Annotated in this window: 18 protein-coding genes; 15 read left to right on the forward strand and 3 right to left on the reverse strand. The window is 67.7% G+C overall.

Features of this window, described 5'->3' with window-relative positions; genetic code table 11:
* Positions 1 to 64: 64 nt before the first annotated feature.
* The 5 genes from J9315_RS06030 to mutM all read left to right on the forward strand — a co-directional run bounded on the left by J9315_RS06030 (position 65) and on the right by mutM (position 3,303).
* Entirely contained in the window at positions 65 to 583 is a 519-nt protein-coding gene (locus J9315_RS06030) for a YceD family protein (protein ID WP_144588252.1), read from the forward strand.
* A gap of 2 nt (positions 584 to 585) precedes the next feature.
* Positions 586 to 789, forward strand: coding sequence for a 50S ribosomal protein L32 (gene rpmF / locus J9315_RS06035; protein WP_144588255.1), 204 nt, complete (start codon positions 586 to 588; stop codon positions 787 to 789).
* 3 nt (positions 790 to 792) lie between these two features.
* Complete coding sequence (gene rnc, locus J9315_RS06040; RefSeq protein WP_144588257.1) at positions 793 to 1,497, forward strand: ribonuclease III; 705 nt, start codon at positions 793 to 795, stop codon at positions 1,495 to 1,497.
* A 19-nt stretch (positions 1,498 to 1,516) separates the two neighbouring features.
* Positions 1,517 to 2,272 (forward strand): DNA-formamidopyrimidine glycosylase family protein, encoded by a 756-nt coding sequence (locus J9315_RS06045; protein ID WP_249121042.1) that lies wholly within the window; start codon positions 1,517 to 1,519, stop codon positions 2,270 to 2,272.
* Positions 2,273 to 2,463: 191 nt separating this feature from the next.
* Positions 2,464 to 3,303 (forward strand): bifunctional DNA-formamidopyrimidine glycosylase/DNA-(apurinic or apyrimidinic site) lyase, encoded by an 840-nt coding sequence (mutM, locus tag J9315_RS06050; protein ID WP_092107218.1) that lies wholly within the window; start codon positions 2,464 to 2,466, stop codon positions 3,301 to 3,303.
* Between the two features lie 327 nt (positions 3,304 to 3,630).
* Here mutM and J9315_RS06055 read toward each other — a convergent pair whose 3' ends face one another.
* Positions 3,631 to 4,020 (reverse strand): heavy metal-responsive transcriptional regulator, encoded by a 390-nt coding sequence (locus J9315_RS06055; protein ID WP_144588261.1) that lies wholly within the window; start codon positions 4,018 to 4,020, stop codon positions 3,631 to 3,633.
* 104 nt (positions 4,021 to 4,124) lie between these two features.
* Between J9315_RS06055 and merA the strand changes: the two genes are divergently transcribed.
* The 6 genes from merA to J9315_RS17425 all read left to right on the forward strand — a co-directional run bounded on the left by merA (position 4,125) and on the right by J9315_RS17425 (position 8,800).
* Positions 4,125 to 5,546, forward strand: coding sequence for a mercury(II) reductase (gene merA, locus J9315_RS06060; RefSeq protein ID WP_211979012.1), 1,422 nt, complete (start codon positions 4,125 to 4,127; stop codon positions 5,544 to 5,546).
* A gap of 49 nt (positions 5,547 to 5,595) precedes the next feature.
* Positions 5,596 to 6,258 (forward strand): organomercurial lyase MerB, encoded by a 663-nt coding sequence (gene merB / locus J9315_RS06065; RefSeq protein ID WP_092107222.1) that lies wholly within the window; start codon positions 5,596 to 5,598, stop codon positions 6,256 to 6,258.
* Positions 6,259 to 6,287: 29 nt separating this feature from the next.
* Positions 6,288 to 6,584, forward strand: coding sequence for a hypothetical protein (locus J9315_RS06070; protein WP_092107224.1), 297 nt, complete (start codon positions 6,288 to 6,290; stop codon positions 6,582 to 6,584).
* Positions 6,581 to 7,108, forward strand: coding sequence for a TlpA disulfide reductase family protein (locus J9315_RS06075; RefSeq protein ID WP_092107226.1), 528 nt, complete (start codon positions 6,581 to 6,583; stop codon positions 7,106 to 7,108). Before J9315_RS06070 ends, J9315_RS06075 begins: the two co-directional genes overlap by 4 nt.
* A 3-nt stretch (positions 7,109 to 7,111) precedes the next feature.
* Positions 7,112 to 8,005: a cytochrome c biogenesis protein CcdA gene (locus tag J9315_RS06080; RefSeq protein ID WP_092107228.1), complete on the forward strand. Its 894-nt coding sequence runs from the start codon at positions 7,112 to 7,114 to the stop codon at positions 8,003 to 8,005.
* Positions 8,006 to 8,707: 702 nt separating this feature from the next.
* The gene (locus J9315_RS17425; protein ID WP_249121072.1) at positions 8,708 to 8,800 is read left to right on the forward strand and encodes a zinc finger domain-containing protein; all 93 of its coding nucleotides are present in this window, start codon (positions 8,708 to 8,710) and stop codon (positions 8,798 to 8,800) included.
* Between the two features lie 158 nt (positions 8,801 to 8,958).
* On the opposite strand, the gene J9315_RS06090 is transcribed toward J9315_RS17425, so the two are convergent.
* Both J9315_RS06090 and J9315_RS06095 read right to left on the reverse strand, forming a co-directional pair.
* On the reverse strand, positions 8,959 to 9,945 hold the full coding sequence (locus tag J9315_RS06090; RefSeq protein WP_211979013.1) for an Abi family protein: 987 nt from the start codon (positions 9,943 to 9,945) through the stop codon (positions 8,959 to 8,961).
* A gap of 265 nt (positions 9,946 to 10,210) precedes the next feature.
* Positions 10,211 to 12,148, reverse strand: coding sequence for a BCCT family transporter (locus J9315_RS06095; protein ID WP_249121043.1), 1,938 nt, complete (start codon positions 12,146 to 12,148; stop codon positions 10,211 to 10,213).
* Between the two features lie 155 nt (positions 12,149 to 12,303).
* Here J9315_RS06095 and smc point away from each other — a divergent pair, with 155 nt between their 5' ends.
* The 4 genes from smc (at position 12,304) to J9315_RS06115 (ending at position 19,119) form a co-directional block, all read left to right on the forward strand.
* Positions 12,304 to 15,864, forward strand: a complete 3,561-nt coding sequence (gene smc / locus J9315_RS06100) for a chromosome segregation protein SMC (RefSeq protein ID WP_211979014.1) — start codon at positions 12,304 to 12,306, stop codon at positions 15,862 to 15,864.
* 181 nt (positions 15,865 to 16,045) lie between these two features.
* On the forward strand, positions 16,046 to 16,447 hold the full coding sequence (locus tag J9315_RS06105; protein WP_211979015.1) for a hypothetical protein: 402 nt from the start codon (positions 16,046 to 16,048) through the stop codon (positions 16,445 to 16,447).
* 123 nt (positions 16,448 to 16,570) lie between these two features.
* Positions 16,571 to 17,713: a signal recognition particle-docking protein FtsY gene (gene ftsY / locus J9315_RS06110; protein ID WP_211979016.1), complete on the forward strand. Its 1,143-nt coding sequence runs from the start codon at positions 16,571 to 16,573 to the stop codon at positions 17,711 to 17,713.
* Between the two features lie 185 nt (positions 17,714 to 17,898).
* The gene (locus J9315_RS06115) at positions 17,899 to 19,119 is read left to right on the forward strand and encodes an ammonium transporter (protein WP_211979017.1); all 1,221 of its coding nucleotides are present in this window, start codon (positions 17,899 to 17,901) and stop codon (positions 19,117 to 19,119) included.
* Positions 19,120 to 19,146: the final 27 nt, after the last annotated feature.

Consider the following 19,146-nt stretch of genomic DNA (forward strand, 5'->3'; position numbering starts at 1 on the left):
ATTAGAATGGTGAGTCGCGTGTGAACGCAGGAGCGGCATCTCATTCGCATACGGAGGAGAGAGCATGAAGAAGCGGTCAGAGTTCGTCTACGATCTCCGATCCATGGGATTGCTCGGTCATCCGGGTGAGTGGGAACGTGTCAACGCCACAGTGCCGGCTCCGGCGGATCTCAAGATCGAAGTGATCGGGGTCGCCGAAGGAACGCCGATGAACCTCGAGCTCATGTTCGAGAGCGTTTCCGAGGGGATCTACGTCTCGGGCACGGTTTCGACCGTGGCTCGCGGCGAGGACGCGAGGACGCTCGACGAGATCGAGCTGCCCATGGATGTCGACATCAACGAGATGTACGTCTATGAGCAGGCCGAGGGCGACGAGGACTCCTACGTCATCGACCGGGATCACCTCGACCTCGAACCCGCGATCAGAGACGCTGTCGTGATGGCTCTGCCCTTCAGTCCCTCGCAGGACGGAAGCGAAGAGTTCAGCTACACCCTCGGTGAGGACATCGAGGAGGGCGAGAGCGAATCCGATTCGCCGTTCGCACAGCTTCAGAACTTGTTGGATGAGAAGAAAGAGAGCTAGACGTGGCTGTTCCCAAGCGTAAGATGTCGCGCAGCAACACCCGCCACCGTCGTTCGCAGTGGAAGGCACAGGCTCCGAACCTGGTCAAGACTGTGGAGAACGGTCGCGTTGTGTACTCGCGCCCCCACCAGGCCAAGGTCGTCGAAGACGCAGCCGGCACCCCGCTGTTCCTTGAGTACAAGGGACGCAAGGTCGCTGACGTCTGACCTGTGGACACTGATACCACAGCAGAACTGCAGAAGAGTCTCGGGATCGACATCGATCCCGAGACTCTTCGTCTTGCGCTGACCCACCGCTCCTTCGCGTTCGAAGCCGGCGGCATCCCGACGAACGAGCGCCTCGAGTTCCTGGGCGACTCCGTCCTCGGCCTCGTGGCCACCGAATCGCTCTACTACGACAACCCTGACCTGCCCGAGGGGCAGTTGGCGAAGATGCGCTCGGCCGTCGTCAACACGCGTGCCCTGGCCGCGATCGCCCGCCGCCACGACATCGGCCGCCACATCCTCCTCGGCAAGGGCGAAGAGCTCACCGGCGGACGGAACAAGGACTCGATCCTCGCCGACACCGTCGAAGCCCTCATCGGGGCGACCTTCGTCTCCTCGGGACGGGACGCGGCCTTCGCCTTCGTCCACCGGCTCATCGACGGAATGCTCGCCGACGCCGTCAACCTCGGCGCCGGCATGGACTTCAAGACCACCCTCCAGGAGGCCGCCGCCGACCTGGGCCTCGGTGCCGTGAGCTACGAGATCACCTCGACCGGCCCCGACCATGCGATGGTCTTCACCGCCCACGCCCGCCTTGGCGACAACGGCTGGGGTTCAGGCGACGGATCGTCGAAGAAGGCCGCCGAGGCGGCTGCCGCGGAAGTCGCGGTCAAGGCGATCCGCACGCTCTACCCCGACTACAAGCGCTGACGCGCAGTTCACGGCTGCGATGCCCGAGCTCCCCGAGGTCGAAAGCGTCCGCCGCGGCGTCGACGAATGGACCGCGGGTGCCCTCATCACCGGCGCCGAGGTGGTCGATCCCCGGATCCTCGGCACCACCTCGGCGCGGCGGGTCGATGACAGCGCTGCCGCAGCCTTCGTCCGCACCGTCACCGGCCGTCGCATCACTGGGGCGCAGCGGCGCGGGAAGTTCATGTGGCTCACCCTCGATGGGGAGGACGGACTGCTCGTCCACCTCGGGATGAGCGGGCAGATGCGTGTCCACCTCGCCGTGGAGGAGGCGCACCGGCACACGCGTGCGGCGTTCCGCCTCGAACGGGGCGAGGAGCGCTTCGATCTGCGCTTCGTCGACCAGCGGATCTTCGGCCACCTCAGCGTGCAGCCGCTCGTCGCCGCACACGGTCGGCTTGTGCCCGCCTCGGCGATCCACATCGCACCTGATCCGCTCGAGGACGTCTTCGACATCGACGCGACGCTGGCGGCCTTGGCGCGCAAGCGCAGCCCGATCAAGGCGGCCCTGCTCGATCAGACTCTCATCAGCGGGGTCGGCAACATCTACGCTGACGAAGCGCTCTTCCGTGCGGGCATCCATCCGCTGGCGATCGCCGCCCGCACGCGGCGGAACCGCCTGGCAGCTCCTCGAATCGGCGACGACCGTCATGGGCGATGCCCTGGCTGTGGGCGGAACGAGCTTCGACGACCTCTACGTCAACGTCAACGGGGAGTCCGGCTACCTCGACATTGACGTAGAGCGAGTCGAAGGAAGCCGTGCACACGAAGGTCGCGATTGTCTGTGCCGGGCATCGGCCATGCGTCGACAAGCGATATTGCGGTCTGACCTGGCACGAAGGGCTCTGGACAAGCAGCTCAACGGTCCAGCCCATTTAGTAGCGCACCGACACAAAGTCGGGTCGCGGAGTCTGCGAGGTGTGGCCTGTGCCTGAATTGCCTGAGGTCGAGGTCGTGCGTCGGGGGATCGACGATCATGTCCGTGGCCGGACGATCGCCTCGGCGACTGTTCTGCATCCGCGTGCGGCGCGACGTCATGTGGGCGGTCCGGCGGATCTCGCAGCACGGATGGTCGGTGCGACGATCACGGGGACTGCGCGCCGCGGCAAGTACCTGTGGCTGATCCTGGACGGTGCAGATGCGTTGCTGATGCATCTGGGGATGAGCGGGCAGATGCTCATTTCGTCCCCTGATGCCGCAGTCGCCGCGCACGAGCGGGCGCGCTTCACCTTCACCGACGGAGGCCACGATCTGCGGTTCGACGACCAGCGCACGTTCGGCCATCTGCTGTACGACGAGGGCGGAGCGGTGCTGCCCTCGCTGATCGCCCACATCGCGAGGGATCCCTTCGACCCGCAGTTCGACCAGCCGGCGGCAGTCGCGCGGATCAAGGCCAGGAGCACCGGGATCAAGCGCGTGTTGCTGGACCAGACGGTGGTGTCCGGCATCGGGAACATCTACGCCGACGAGGCACTGTGGGCTGCCAAGGAGCAGGGGGAGACGGCAGCCTCGTCGTTGAGCAAGCCAAGGATCTCAGCGCTGGTCGATGCGGCGCGGGAGGTCATGGCCGCTGCTCTTGCCCAGGGCGGTACATCGTTCGACTCCCTCTATGTCGACGTGGCCGGCAGCAGCGGCTATTTTGCCCGCAGCCTGAATGCCTACGGTCTTGCTGGCCAGCCTTGCATGCGCTGCGGGACGTCGATCGTGCGGGAGAAGTTCATGAACCGATCGAGTTTCTTCTGCCCTGTCTGCCAGCGGAAACGCTAGTTCGATCGGTCGCCTGCGACGCGATCACAAACAGGGGATCGGGCTACATCGCCATGGCGTCGCCTCGTTTCCCGATACGTCAATGTAGGACGATCACCGTCGCTCCAGAAGCGCTCCGGTCACGGTATTCTCTCGCACCGCGCGTGGGCGTCGATGCGGACACTGCAGTTCCACGGCACGAACCGGCAGTGGTGAGGACAGGGCGATTTGCCCAGTTCGGGGTGGGCACTGACTTGCAGCGGCGGTCCATGAGACCCGTTCAATCGACGAAGCCGTCGAGGCTGACTGACGGTCTTCCTTTCACAACTTTCGACGTCTGACGAGGACCTACAGGTAGCGACACACCTGATCGGCGCTGCAGGTCTCCGGCTCGGGGTGCGCTGCATCGTCCCGGAGGTCCGTGATGGTGTCGCGCAGTGCGGACAGCTGGGAGATCTGCTGCTCGATGTCGTGCAGGCGCGCGTCGAGCAGGTCGCGCACGTTGTCGCACGGGGCACGTCCGGCGTCGCGGATGTCCATGATCTGGCGGATCTGGGCGAGGGTGAGGCCGGCGGCCTGGCCGCGGTGGACGAAGTCGACACGTGCGATCGCGTCCGGCGGGTAGTCACGGTACCCCGACGACGTCCTCCCGGGCGGCGGTAGCAGCCCCTGCTCCTCGTAGAACCTCAGGGTCTTGGCCGTGGTGCCGGCCGCCTGTGCGAGCTCCCCGATCTTCACGCCGTCCTCCGATCGTGTCGCGGCCGTACTTGACCTTCCCCTGTACTGGAAGGTCCAGCATAGTTGATGACGGAACAGAAGACCAAGGACTGACAGGAGCAGGGATGCCTACGAAGTACGACCTCGCCATCATCGGATCGGGCGGCGGAGCGTTCGCCGCCGCGATCCGTGCGAACACGCTCGGCAAGTCGGTGGTGATGATCGAGCGCGGAACCTTCGGCGGCACGTGCGTGAACACCGGCTGCGTGCCGTCGAAGGCGCTCATCGCCGCCGCCGAGGCCCGCCACGTCGCCATGGACGCGTCTGGTCGGTTCCCGGGCATCGTCGCGGCCGCGGAACCGGTGGACATGCCGGCGCTGATCGGGAGCAAGCAGGACCTGGTCGAGAGCCTGCGAGGCGAGAAGTACGTCGATGTCGCCGAGGCGTACGGATGGCACGTCCGCAAGGGCGACGCCTCGTTCGCCGGCACCCCCGACGCGCCGGTCCTGGAGGTCGTCGGACCCGACGGGGCCGTCGGGACCATCGAGGCTGACCATTACCTGGTCGCGACCGGATCCCGGCCATGGGCCCCGCCGATCGAGGGCCTGGAAGAGGCCGGGTACCTGACCTCGACCACGGCGATGGAGCTGACGGCGGTGCCGAAGTCGCTGCTGGTGCTCGGCGGCGGCTACGTGGCGCTGGAGCAGGCCCAGCTGTATGCGCGTCTCGGGGCGAAGGTGACCCTGCTGGTCCGTTCCCGGCTGGCGTCGAAGGAGGAGCTGGAGGTGTCCAATGCCCTGGCCGAGGTCTTCTCCGACGAGGGCATCCGAGTGGTCCGCCGAGTGGTCCCGACCCGCGTCGCCCGCGACGCGGACGGACAGGTCGTCGTCACCGCCGACGTGTCCGGCGGATCGCAGGACTTCCGCGCCGACCAGGTTCTGGTCGCGCTCGGCCGACGGCCGGTCACCGAGGGACTCAACCTCGAGGCGGTGGAGGTGAAGACTGGCGACGCCGGGCAGATCGTCGTCTCTGACCAGCTGCAGTCGTCCAACCCCCGGGTCTGGGCCGCGGGGGACGTCACCGGGCACCCCGAGTTCGTCTATGTCGCCGCCCACCACGGCACCCTCGTGGCTGAGAACGCGTTCACAGATGCCCAAAAGCCGGTGGACTACGCGAGGCTGCCCCGGGTGACGTTCACCTCTCCTGCCATCGGCGCGGTCGGGATGACCGAGAAGCAGGTCCTCGAGGCGGGGATCCGCTGCGACTGCCGCGTCCTGCCCCTGCACTACGTGCCCCGCGCGCTGGTCAATCGCGACACCCGCGGCTTCATCAAGATGGTCGCCGACGCGGACACCGGGGAGATCCTGGGGCTGACCGCGGTCGCCAAGGACGCGGGGGAGCTGGCCGCCGCCGGGGTCCACGTGCTCGGCAAGACCATCGCCGAGGTCGCCGACGCCTGGGCTCCGTACCTGACCATGGCCGAGGGCATCCGGATCGCCGCCAAGGCCTTCACCACCGACGTCTCGAAGCTCTCCTGCTGCGCGTGAGAACCCCGCGACAGTACACCGCCCGCATTCAGAACTGGAGGAACCCGCAATGTCCGACCTCAGTAAGCAACTTCCCGAGCGGCTCGGCCGCACCGAGGAGACGGGTCTCGACCCCGGCCTGCTCGTCCCGCTGCTTCGGCTTCTCGCCGACGGCGATCCCGTCACGGTCGAGCAGCTCGCCACGGCCGCGGGCCGCACACCCGAGCAGGTCAGGACCAGGCTGGCAGCGGTGCCCGACACCGAGTACGACGACCTGGGTCGGATCGTCGGCCAGGGCCTCACCCTGCGGCCCACCCCGCACCGGTTCACCGCGTCAGGAGAAGGGCTCTACACCTGGTGCGCGCTGGACACCCTGGTCTTCCCGGCGCTTCTCGGCCGCCCAGCGCGCGTGGAGTCGGTCTCCCCGGCCAGCGGCGAGATGATCCGCGTCGCCGTCGATCCGGTCGCCGGAGCCATAAGCATCGAGCCCGCCACTGCCGTGGTCTCGCTGATGAATCCGGACCAGATCACCTCGATCCGATCGTCGTTCTGCAACCAGGTGCACTACTTCACCTCTGTTGGCGACGCTGCCGAGTGGCTCGCCGAGCATCCCGGGGCCGAGGCGGTGCCGGTGGCCGAGGCGCATCGGATCGGAGCCGAACTCGCCGCGCGCCTGCTCGACCGGTCCCAGGGTGATGTCTCGGCGGCCGACGACTGCCGCCGCTGCTGCTGACCCAAGACTTCGAGAGATTCGAGATACAGATGACATCAGAACACTATGACCGGCCAGGTGGCGGAGGCCTGCTCTTCGGGGCAGGAGCCGTGCTGCTCATGGCCCTCTGCTGCGCACTGCCACTGCTCATAGCCGGGGGAGTGCTCGCCGGCGTCGGAGGCCTCCTCGGCAACCCCTGGGTGATCGGCGCGGGCATCGCGCTCGTCGCGCTCGTCCTGCTGGTCGTCGCCCGTCGCCGAGCCCACCACGGCCGCACCGGACCCGACTGCTGCCCGACCACCGACCCCGCCCAGCCCGCAGACCCGAAGGACGACCAGAACCGATGACGATATCCCTCACCCGCCGCACAACCCTTTCGCTCGCAGGCCTCCTGCTCGCAGGGCCGCTGACCTTGACCGCCTGTGGTAGCGCCGACGAGGACGGGTCCTCCGCGGACGCCGGCTCGCCCGCACCCGTGACCAGTATCGACGGCCAGCAGGTCAGCCTGCCAGCCGCTGGGAAGCCCACCGCCGTGTTCTTCTTCTCCGTCGGCTGCGGCGAATGCGTCGGCGGCGTCCGGTCCCTCGGTGAAGCCGCCGCCAGCGCCGAGGACAACGGCACTGATGCACAGTTCCTCGCCGTCGACATGGATCCGCGCGAGCCCAAGGAGACCATTGAGGGCTTCATGGAGTACGTCGAGGCCGAACACGTCCCCGCCGCCATCGACGAGGGCGCGGTCCTGTCGCAGCGCTTCGACGTCGCCGCGCTGTCCACCCTGATCATCGTCGACGCCGACGGCAAGGTGACATTCCGCGCCACCGACCCCGCCGCCGACACGATCGTCGCCGAGCTCGAGAAGGCCGGGGCCTGAGCCATGGGTGGACTTCTCGCGCTCGCTTTCGCCGCCGGGATGATCGCCCCGGTCAATCCCTGCGGCTTTGCCCTGCTCCCGGCGTGGATCACCCACGCGCTCGGGGACGCCTCCTCCTCCCCGGCACCGGTGCGACTCCTGCGGTCGCTGCGTGCCGGCGTCGCGGTGACCATCGGGTTCGCGGGAACGCTCGCGCTGGCAGGCATCGCTGTGAGCGCCGGAGCGCGGAGCCTGATCCAGGCCGCTCCCGTGCTGGGGCTCGCCGTCGGCGTCGTGCTCGTCCTGTTCGGCGCGGCGATGCTGACAGGCCGGTCTTTCTCGCTCCGACTGCCCAGCATCCCTTCCCGAGTCACGGACCGCCCTCCGAGCACCGCACGCATGGTCCTCTTCGGGGTCGGCTACGCCGTGGCGTCGCTGTCGTGCACCTTCGGCGTACTCCTGGCCGTCATCGCGCAGGCCCAGGCCACAGCCAGCTTCGCAGGGCTGCTCCTCGTGTTCGGCGTGTACGCCGCGGGCTCTGCCACCGTCTTGCTGATCGTCGCCGTTGCCGCCGCCGCAGCAGGTTCGGCGCTGTCGCGACGCATCGCATCGCTGGCGCGCTATGGGCCCAGGATTACTGCCTTCGTCCTCGTACTCACCGGTGCCTATCTGGCCTGGTACTGGTACCCGGCCGCCACCGGCGACGCTGCCGCCTCCAGTCGCACCAACGCCGTCGCCGGAGTCGCCACTGCGGTGTCGGGCTGGGTCCAAGGACACGTCGGTGTCGTCACCGGAGTGTCCGTCGCCGCCGTGATCGTCGTGCTGCTGATCGGGACCCTCAGCCGTCGCCGCCGTGATCGTCGTGCTGCTGATCGGGACCCTCAGCCGTCGCCGCCGCGCCAGCCTCCGGAAGACTGAGGCAGACTGCTGCGCCCCGGAGCCAGCGCGCTCTGCCGACGACCGGCAGAGCGCAGAAACCGAGTGACCACAACCCTGGCCGATGGCCGTGGACGAATGGCTCGACGTCGCCGCCTCGGCAGAGCGCCACGGCTGCAGCAAGAGCATCTGGCGGCGCGTCTGGCAGGGCAGGCTCCCCGCCCGTACCGAGAAGGTGGACGGCCGCGACGGACGCATGGTCATCAAGACGCTGATCCGGGTCTCCGACCTGGACCCGGGCGTTCGGCCTGACCGCGCACGCCGAGCACGTCCGGAAGATCCGCCAGGCCGCGCCGCCGCTGACGCGGGAGCAGACGACGTTCATCGCCAAGGTCTTCACGGACCACCTGCTCGAACAGGACGCCAAGAGAAGAAGAGAAGGGGAGGCCGGGACTGCGTCGTAGCCGACGCAGTGCCCATCTTCGTTGGCGGAGGCGTCCTGTGCGCACGGTCACGGATGCCCGATTCTTCCTTCGACCGGGCCGTTGACATGTTGAAGTCCTGAGGCCGTACTCTGGTGTGTAGGCAGTGCGCGTCCTTCACGCGTCGTCGCACCGTGAAGTATCCTCTGACCAGCGGAAACGCCACCTTCAGAGGCTCCCAGTTTTTCAATGTATCTATCGTGGGAAGTCGGGGTACTTCGACCGCTCGCTGCTCGTCTACGGCCGCGGCGGTCAGGAATGCGTGCGCTGCGGCGGGGAGATCGCGAAACTCACCGTCGCCGGTCGCGGGAGTCACTTCTGTCCGAACTGCCAGAAGCCGCCGCGGTACCGGTGAGCTGACGGGTGGGGCGTGTGCTCACGTCTGGTTCACCCGGGCTTGCTCATCTGCGGCGGTAGGATCCTGGCTGCCTCGCGGAGTATGTGCCATTTCTGGGCGCGTACTCGGTTGAGCCGTTTCCGGTCCGCGGTGGATGAGTTGCGGCGATTGCAGAGTCACCCTCGCCAAAGCTCGAGCGACTCCCAGTCGCTGGGTGCGCCCATCGAGGTGGTCGTCAAGGCGTGCGAAGACGGGAACTCACTCAGCAGTGTCGCCAGTCGGTTCGGCCAGTCGGTGCCGGGTACGATGGATGGCAGGAGGTACGCGATGACGGCGAGGGCATTGTAGGTGCCGAAGACCCCCTTCGCCGTCTGTTCCTCGCGGAGGTGATCGAGGGCAGGGATCTGTCCCGCCTTCGGGCGTGCAGGTGCGTGCTGGAGCTTTCTGTTGAACAGCCGAGAATGGTGCGCTGCGACGTTGCGGACGTAGTTGAGGCTGGCCAGCCAGCTGGTCATTATCTTCTTCGTTGGGACACCGAATGCTAGGGCGATCTCCTCGGCGTCCTGCTGGTGCATGCCACGATAGAGGATGGACAGGTGCCCCAGCTCGAGGATCTCGGTGAGCGCCCACACCGGCATCCGGTCGTCGTATTTCGCTCGGAAGTGCTCGACGAACTGTTCGTCGGAACTGGCCTTCCGGTTGTTGATGCGCTGGAGCCACTGCACCTGCCTGCTGGGTGCGGGCTCGCGGGCATCTGTGCGCTCGGTGGTGAAGGCTTCAATGAAGCTGTCCGGGTCCTCGTAGGCAAACGGGGACCTCCTGCCGAGTACGTAGCCGATCCGCATACGGATCGCGACCTCGATACGCTCGACGCCGTCCATGACGAGCATCCGCAACCGCCTGTCGAAGTCGATGATCTCTTCGGCATGTTCAAGTCTCGTTCCCGCCCTGTATCTGCTGAGCACGCGGGTCCGCACGTTGTGCTCGCTGTCGATCCAAGTTTCTGACTCACGGAATGGGTAGAGGTAGCCGGTGAGGCGGTAGTAGCCGGTCGCCTCCAGGAGGGACGTTGCCCGGCCGCGGTCCTCGATCGTGATCCCGTGGCCCGCCAGTCGATCGATCTGTTCGTCGACGGAAAGCCACGGCTTCGCGTACTCCGCCATAGTGACGTGATGGTCCTTCCTGCAAAGAAAATCAGCCCGCGCCTTGCGGCAACGGACTGATCATGATGAAACGATTTTAGCACGATGACTGATGCTCTGTTTCGACGGTGAGCAACGACGGCGTCGGCCGAGACTGTTGAATTTGTCCTCAGCGTGTCTGACTCCGCCCTACCTTGGGTGCGCGTCGAATCCGGGTACTTCGACCGCTCGCTGCTCGTCAATGGCCGCGTCAGCCAGGAATGTGCGCTCTTCGGCGGGGACTGGCTCACGATCGACGATCGTCCGCCTCAGCGTCGGGATCATCGGTGTCGTGGCCGGTCGGCGGAGGAGCGTCCCCGCCCTTCCCGACGCCGGTGCGAGTCCGGGAGGCATCCGCCTCCTCCGCACCCTCCTCGTCGGCGGGGACCTGGCTGAACTCCGAGGTGGCCAGACCGAACACGCCGCCGTCGTACTCGTTGACGCCGGTCGCCACGGACTGGTCGAGCAGATGGGTCGCGAGCTCCCGCTGGATGACGAGGGGATCCTGGCACAGGTCCTTCCACAGCGCCACACAGAGCAGAAGCATGACGATGACGAACGGCAGCGCGGAGACGATCGTGATGTTCTTCAGCCCGTTGAGCGCCTCGGAGGGATCGCTGCCCCCGGCCAGAAGCATCACCGCCGCGACCGCACCCGTCGCGACACCCCAGAAGATGACGAGCCGCCTGCCCGGTTCGAGGGCCCCGTTGGCCGAGAGCGTGCCCATGACGATCGACGCCGAATCGGCTCCCGTGACGAAGAAGATCGCGATGAGGATGACCGTGACGATCATGAGGATGATCGCGATGAGGTTGGGCAGGGGAAGCGCGCCGAGGAGGTCGAAGAGGATCGTGTCCATCTTGATGTCCGGTTCGCCGTCGACGATGCTCGCGAGCGCCCGGACAGTGCCCTCACCGCGTTCGGCGCGCTCCTGGATGCCGATGGCGCCGCCGCCGAAGATCGCGAACCAGATCGTCGAGACCACCGAGGGGACGATGAGGACGCCGGTGACGAACTGGCGGACCGTCCGTCCGCGGGAGATGCGGGCGATGAAGAGGCCGACGAAGGGCGACCACGAGATCCACCATGCCCAGTAGAAGACCGTCCACGAGGACAGCCATTCGTTGACGCCGACCCCGTTGGCCGCCGTCCGCGAGGCCATCTGCGGCAGATCCTCGATGAACGAGCCCACCGAGGAGGGGATGACGTTGAGGATGAACAGCGTCGGCCCGCCGATGAAGACGATCGCGGCGACGATGACCGCGAGGACCATGTTGATGTTCGACAGCCACTGGATGCCCTTCTCCACCCCGGACACGGCCGAGGCGACGAAGGCCGCGGTGAGGATCGCGATGATGAGGACGAGGACTGGGGAGGAGACATCGGGGAGGATGCCTGCAGTCTGGATGCCGCCGCCGATCTGGATGGCCCCGAGCCCGAGCGAGCACGCGGAGCCGAAGAGGGTGGCGAGGATCGCGAGGATGTTGATGATCTTCCCGCCGACCCCGTTGACCACGCGCTCGCCGAAGAGCGGGGTGAACATCGAGGAGAAGAGCTGGGAGCGCCCGAGCCGGAACGACCCGTAGGCGACGCCGAGGCCGACGATCGCATACATCGCCCACGGGTAGAGGGTCCAGTGGAACAGCGTCGTGCCCATGGCCGTGCCCATCGCCTCGGCGGTCGACCCGTCGACGGTGTTCGGTGGGGGAGACATGTAGAAGAACAGGGGCTCGCCCACCCCGGAGAAGACGAGGCCGATGCCCATGCCGGTGGCGAACATCATCGCGATCCACGAGGAGGTGCGGAACTCCGGCTTCTCCCCGTCCTTGCCGAGCGGGATCCGCCCGAACCGGCTGACGGCGACGACGATGACGAAGATCGTGAAGACCGTGGCGGCGATGACGAAGAGCCACCCGAAGTTGTCCATCACCCCGGTCAGGGCGGCACCGGCGACGACGCCGAGGCTCTCCGGCGAGATGAAGCCCCAGACGACGAAGGCGACCGCGAGGAACCCGGCGGTGAAGAAGACCGGCTTGTCGAGGCCGATGCGGCGCAGATACCGCTTCTTCGTCGGCGGATTCTGCAGGTGGGTGATGAGTTCGCGCGTGCGGTCGAAGCCGTTGCCGGCCCCGAGGCCGGAGTCGTCGACGTTGCCGCTGCCGGAGGTGTTCGATGGATCGCTCATGGGTTCGGTTGCCGCATCGGGTCGCCTCAGACGGCCGTGCGCGGCGATCCTTCCTGGTCTCGACGGCGAGGTGAGAGGCACACTACCAAAATCTGTGACCCAGGCAAGAGGGTGTCCGGGCGGCAGGTCCGGCCCCCGCTATGCTTAAGGACACGATGCATCTCAAAAGCCTGACCCTGCGCGGATTCAAATCCTTCGCCTCGGCCACGACCCTGAAGTTCGAGCCGGGCATCACCTGCGTCGTCGGCCCCAACGGGTCAGGCAAGTCCAACGTCGTCGACGCTCTCTCCTGGGTGATGGGCGAACAGGGGGCGAAGAACCTGCGCGGCGGGAAGATGGACGACGTCATCTTCGCCGGCACCTCGAAGCGCCAGGCCCTCGGCCGCGCCGAGGTGACCCTGACCATCGACAACTCCGACGGAGCCATCCCCGTCGACTACACCGAGGTGACGATCTCCCGGACCCTCTTCCGCACCGGGGGCAGCGAATACGCCGTCAACGGGGCACCCGCCCGCCTCCTCGACATCCAGGAGCTCCTCAACGACTCCGGCCTCGGCAAGGAGATGCACGTCATCGTCGGCCAGGGCCGCCTCGACGCGATCCTCCACGCCGACCCCATCGAACGCCGCAGCTTCATCGAGGAGGCCGCCGGCGTCCTCAAGCACCGCCGCCGCAAGGACAAGGCCGTCCGCAAGCTCACCGGCCTGCAGACCAACCTCGACCGCCTCGGCGATCTGCGCACCGAACTCAACCGGCAGCTCGGACCGCTGGGACGCCAGGCTCAGGCAGCCGCCCGCGCCGCCACCGTCCAGGCGACTCTCCGCGATGCCACCGCCCGGCTGCTGGCCGACGACGCCGTGCGCCTGCAGGCCTCCCTCTTCGCCGCCTCCGACGGGGGAGGCGACCACACGGAGAGGATCGCCGACCTCGAAGGCCGCCGCGCGCAGGCGGAGTCCCGGCTGACCGAGATCGAGACCCGGCTCTCGAACGTCGAAGGTGACCTCGAGGAGATGCGCACCGCGGAATCCCGCACCCAGACCCAGGCCGTGCGCGCCAGCGGCCTGGCCAGCCGCGCCGGCGACAAACGCTCCCACCTCCTCTCCGAGGTCACCAGCCTCGGCCGGCGCGAAGGCCGCTCACCCGATGAGCTGCGCAGCCAGGCCGAGGGAATCAAATCGGAGCTCAGCGCCGCCGATGAGGCCGTCACCGACTCGACAGCCGCCCTCGAGACCGCGAACGCCCGCAAAGAGGAACTCGCCGCCGCCCTGCGGGAGGCCGAAGCCGACGTCAAGGCCGCACAGATCGCCATCACCGAGGCGGTGAAGAACCGTTCGAGCCTCCACTCCCGGCAGGAGCAGGCACGCTCCCGCATCACCGACCTGCAGGCCCGCATCGAAGCCGGCCGCAGCGAGATCGCGACGATCGAGACCCGACTCGTCGACCGACGCGAAGCCCTCACCGCCGCCGAAGCCGCCGTCGAGACCGTCGAAGAGGGCGAGACCACCCTCGATGAGACCTATGAGACGGCGAAGGCAGCCCAGACCGACCTCGAAACGCAGCTGCGGGAGGAGAAGGCGAAGCGCGCCGAGGCGGCCTCCGAACTCGCCTCCGCCCGCGCCCGTGCCGAAGCCCTCGCACTCGGCACCGCACTCGAAGCCGACCTGAACGACATAGTCTCCTCCGGCCTGCCCGGGGTCGAGACCGCCGTGACGGAGAAGCTCACGGTGACCACCGGCTACGAGATGGCCGTGGCCGCGGCCCTGTCGACGACCGTGAGCGGCGTCATCGTCGACTCCGGGCAGGCGGCACTGACGGTGCTCGACCACCTCGGCGAGGACACCAACGTCTCCCTGACCATCCCCAGCGGAACCCACCCGGCCCCTGCGGGCACAGCCGAGGCGACCGCCTCGGCGGGAGGATCCGGAAAAGGCGGTGACACCGGGCCCCAGCGCCTGGCCGACTTCGTCCGCGCCGACGACCCCGCCCTCGACACCCTCGTCAGGAGCGCCCTGACCGCCGTCGTGTGCACCCCCGACGCGGCCACCGCGCTCGCCGTCGTCGACGCGGACCCGCAGCTCACCGCCGTCACCGTCCACGGCGAGGTCATCACCTCGACCCGCGTCAGCCGCGCCCGCACCGCCTCGGGCACCCGGCTCGCCTCGCAGACGGCGCTGACCGAGACCGAGGAGACGATCGCCGGCCTCGAAGCGACCGTGACCGGGCTCGACGCCGACATCGCCGCGACCGAACGGAGGCTCGCCGAGGCGAAACCCGTCACCGCCGCGGCCCTCGAGGCCCTCCACTCCTCGGACGCGCAGATCATGGCCGCCGCCGAGGAGGTCTCCCGGATCACCGGTGAGATCGCCGCCGACGAGACCCGCCTGAGCCGGGCCGGGGAGAACGACGCCGAACTCCGCCGCCGCCTCGCCGCAGCCCAGCAGGACGCCGACACCGCCGAAGCGGCCCTGGCCGGGGTCGAGGACGTCGACGAGGTCGTCGACACCTCACACCGGGACGCGCTCAGCCGTGAGGTCTCCCAGACCTCCGAAGACGTCATCGAAACCCGCATCGCACACAAGGCCGCAACCGACCGCGCACGGTTCCTCCGCGACCGCGTCGACTCCCTCACCCGGCAGGCCGCCGCCGAGGAGGCCGCCCGCGAACAGGCGCAACGGGCCATCGCCCGCAAGACCACCGCCGCCGCTTCGGCGCTGACGATCGCCGAGGTCGCCGAGGAGGCAGCAGCACTCGCCGCCGCCACCGTGACCGAACTCGCCGAGACCATCGGAGTCCTCGTCGACGAGCGCGCGGGCCTGCGGGAGGAGAAGGGCCGCCTCGGCGAGGAACTGGGTCAGACGCGGAAGGAACTGGGCCGACTCAAGGACGCCGCCGCGGAGGCCGAGCTCGCGAAGGAGCGGTACCGGCTCAAGCTCGAGGAGATCGAGCACCGCGCCGAACAGGAGACGGGACTCGGCATCGACCGGCTCATCGAACTCTTCGGACCCGACACCCCCGTGCCCGGCTTCGAGGACGGGGAGGAGGAGAGGCCCTACGTCCGCTCCGAGGTCGAGAAGCGGCACAAGGAGGCCTCGAAGCAGCTGGCGCGGATCGGCACGGTCAACCCGCTCGCCCTCGAGGAGTACGAAGCGCTCAAGGAACGCCACCAGTTCCTCGAGAAGCAGATCGCCGACATCGAATCCTCGCGCAAGGACCTCATGCAGCTCGTCGACGAGGTCGACCGGCACGTCGAACGCGTCTTCGCCGAGGCCTACGCCGACACCGCCCGCGAGTTCGAGGACATCTTCTCCCGCCTCTTCCCCGGCGGCGAAGGCAGCCTCAGCCTCACCGACCCCGACGACATGCTCACCACCGGCGTCGACGTCCACGCGAGGCCTGCGGGCAAGAAGGTCAAACGCCTCTCGCTGCTCTCCGGCGGGGAGCGCTCGCTTGTGGCCGTGGCGATGCTCGTCGCGATCTTCAAGGCCCGGCCGAGCCCCTTCTACGTTATGGACGAAGTCGAAGCCGCCCTCGACGATCTCAATCTCTCCCGTCTGCTCACGGTGTTCAGGGAGCTGCAGGATTCGAGCCAGCTCATCGTCATCACCCACCAGAAGCGGACGATGGAGATCGCCGACGCCCTCTACGGGGTGACGATGCACGGCGACGGCGTCTCGAAGGTGATCTCCCAGCGCATCCCGACCCGCCCCGAGGAGTGAGCCTGCGTGTCGGCGGCATTCAGCGGAGTCCCAGGGAATTCTCCAGCGGCCACGCCACCCCGTGTGACTTCAGCCCTGTGCAGGGACTATAGACTTGTGGGACGAAGAAGCACTGTCGAGAACTTATGAGGAGCGGGACGTCCATGGCCGAGTCGGCTGAACCACGGGGTGACTGCCTGGCATGAATGCAGTACTCGTCGTCATCGTCGGACTCGCCATCTCCTTCGCCCTCGCCCTCGTCGTCGTCCTCCTCGTCGCCCTTCCCGGGCTGCGCGCGGAAGGACGGCTGCGATACTCCTCGGATGTGCAGCGCTTCCGACTGCCCGGCCAGTGGACCGGCTACGACGACGAAGTCCACGAGTTCTTCGGCCACGACGACGGCACCTCCCACCTGGCCACCCGTGAACAGGCCGCCGTCACCGCGATCCGCGACCACTCGTACGTGCTCCGCCCGCAGCCGCGCCGACATGCGGCACCATCGCTGCTCACCGTCCGGCCGCGCACCCGCCACTGGAAGATCCCCGATTCGGGCACCGGCTGGCGCACCACCGCCGGTCTGCTCTTCGGCTCCCGCGGCACCTGAGACCACCCCTGACCGCCTTGGGCAGGGGACTGTCCGCGCGCGGCACCGCCCGTGACACGTTCACGGAGACCAGGCCGTAACCCTTACGGCGCTAGGACAGCAGACCAAGGAGGACGTCCCGCAATGGACCAGCCGATCATCCTGCTCATCGTCGCAGCCATCGTCTTCATCCTCGTCGTGGCGCTGGGCATCAGCCTGCGCATCAACGCCCGACGCAAGGGCTTCGGCGAGGACCAGTCGATCGACGCCGACTTCACCGGCGAACTGACGATCGACGAGATCACCGAGGCCGTGGCCAAGGAGAAGGAGAAAGCGGCCGGCTCCGAGGTGCCGACCGAACCGGCCAGCCGCCTCGTCCGCCTCCGCGAGAGACTCGCGAAGTCGAACTCCGGGCTCGGCCGCGGACTGCTCAACCTCCTCTCCCGCGACACCCTCGACGAGGCGACGTGGGAGGAGATCGAGGACACCCTCATCCTCGCCGACGTCGGCGTCGAACCGACCTCCGAACTCGTCGACACCCTCCGCGAACGCGTCAAGGTGCTCGGCACCCGCGACCCCGACGAGGTTCGGGGACTGCTGCGCGAGGAGCTCATCAAGCTCGTCGACCCGACGATGGACCGCGAACTCGCCACCTCCGGCACCGCAGGGGATCCTGCCGTCATGCTCGTCGTCGGCGTCAACGGCGCCGGCAAGACGACGACGGTGGGCAAGATCGCCCGCGTCCTCGTCGCCGAGGACAAATCCGTCCTCCTCGGCGCCGCCGACACCTTCCGCGCGGCCGCCGCCGACCAGCTGACGACCTGGGGCTCACGCGTGGGCGTGGAGACCGTGCGCGGCGAGGAGGCCGCCGACCCCGCCTCGGTGGCCTACGCCGCCGTCGAGAAGGGCAAGGCGGAGGACGCCGACGTCGTCCTCATCGACACCGCTGGTCGCCTGCAGAACAAGGTCGGGCTCATGGACGAGCTGCGCAAGGTCAAGCGCGTGGCCACCCGTCCCCTCGGCGAGGGCCACGACATCGACGAAGTCCTCCTCGTCCTCGATGCGACGACCGGGCAGAACGGGATGCAGCAGGCCAGGGTGTTCGCCGAGGCGGTCGACATCTCCGGCATCGTGCTCACGAAGCTCGACGGCACTGCGAAGGGCGGCATCGTCATCGCCGTCCAGCGTGAGCTCGGGGTCCCGGTCAAGCTCATCGGCCTCGGCGAAGGTGCCGACGACCTCGCCCCGTTCACCGCCGAAGGGTTCGTCGACGCTCTCCTCGACTGAGCCATCCCGCCCGCTGAGACAGTCGAACGATCGGTCTCAGCGGGCTTCTCACTGCCTCTGACCAGGCATTCCGCCTCACCTGAGGCCCTCGTCACATTCTCGAAACATCGTCGAATCATTCCCGTGACCTCGTCCCTGAAGACTGGGCGCACCGGAACCGATTGAGACGATTGAGAGACAGAGACATGGAACTCGATGCAGTGAATGTGTGGATGATGGTCGCTGCGGGGCTCGTGCTGCTGATGACCCCCGGCGTGGCCTTCTTCTACGGAGGGATGACTCGGATCAGTTCGAGCATCAACATGATGATGATGGTCTTCTCGGCCATGGCCGTCGGGGCGCTGGTCTGGGTGCTCTACGGCTACGGCCTGAGCTCCGGCGACTCGATCGCCGGGATCGTCGGCAACCCGCTCAGCCAGCTCGGCCTCGCCGACGCCGTCGCCAACCAGCCGGAGACACTGATCTCCATCGGCTACGGGTCGACGTTCGCGATGATCGCGATCGCCCTCATCGCCGGGGCCGTGGCCGACCGCGCGAAGTTCTCCACGTGGCTGGTCTTCTCCGCCGCCTGGGTCACCCTCGTCTACTGCCCGTTGGCCTTCATGGTCTGGGGTGATGGAATACTGTCGGCCGACGGCGCGATCGGCAGCGTCTTCGGACCCGCGATCGACTTCGCCGGCGGCACCGTCGTCCACATCAACGCCGGCATCTCGGCCCTCGTCCTCGTCGTCGTCATGGGCCGCCGGGCACGCTTCTCCACCCCGCACAAGCCGCACAACATCCCCATCACCGTCCTCGGCGCAGCTCTCCTGTGGTTCGGCTGGTTCGGGTTCAACGGCGGAGCCGCCTCGACGATCGAGCAGGCCGGACTCATCTGGGTCAACACCCTCGTCGCCCCGGCCGCGGGCATGATCACGTGGATCACCATCGAACGCCTGCGGGCCTCACGACCGAGCAGCATCGGCAGCGTCTCCGGACTCATCGCCGGCCTCGTCGCGATCACCCCGGCCTGTGCCGACGTCGAACCCTACGCTGCGATCCTCATCGGCATCGCCGCCGGCGCCGGAGCCTACTTCGCGGTCGTCGCGAAGAACCGCCTGCGCTACGACGACGCCCTCGACGTCGTCGCCGTCCACCTCGTCGCCGGCATCATCGGCACCGTGCTCATCGGCTTCTTCGCCGTGCCGAGCGAGGAGACGGCCGCCGGACTCTTCTACGGCGGAGGCCTCGGACTCCTCACCGCGCAGATCGTCGCTTGCCTCGTGGCGCTCGTCTACGCCGGACTCGTCACGCTCGTCATCGCCCTCGTGCTGCGCACGACGATGGGCCTGCGCATCGATCCCCGCGACGAGCTCGGCGGCATCGACAACTTCGAACACGCGGAACGCGCCTACTCGTTCCGCTGACGCCCCAGGCTCCCGCGCGGGGATGCC

This window comes from Brevibacterium sp. W7.2 (genome assembly GCF_018137945.1).
In the GTDB taxonomy this organism is placed as follows: domain Bacteria; phylum Actinomycetota; class Actinomycetes; order Actinomycetales; family Brevibacteriaceae; genus Brevibacterium; species Brevibacterium sanguinis.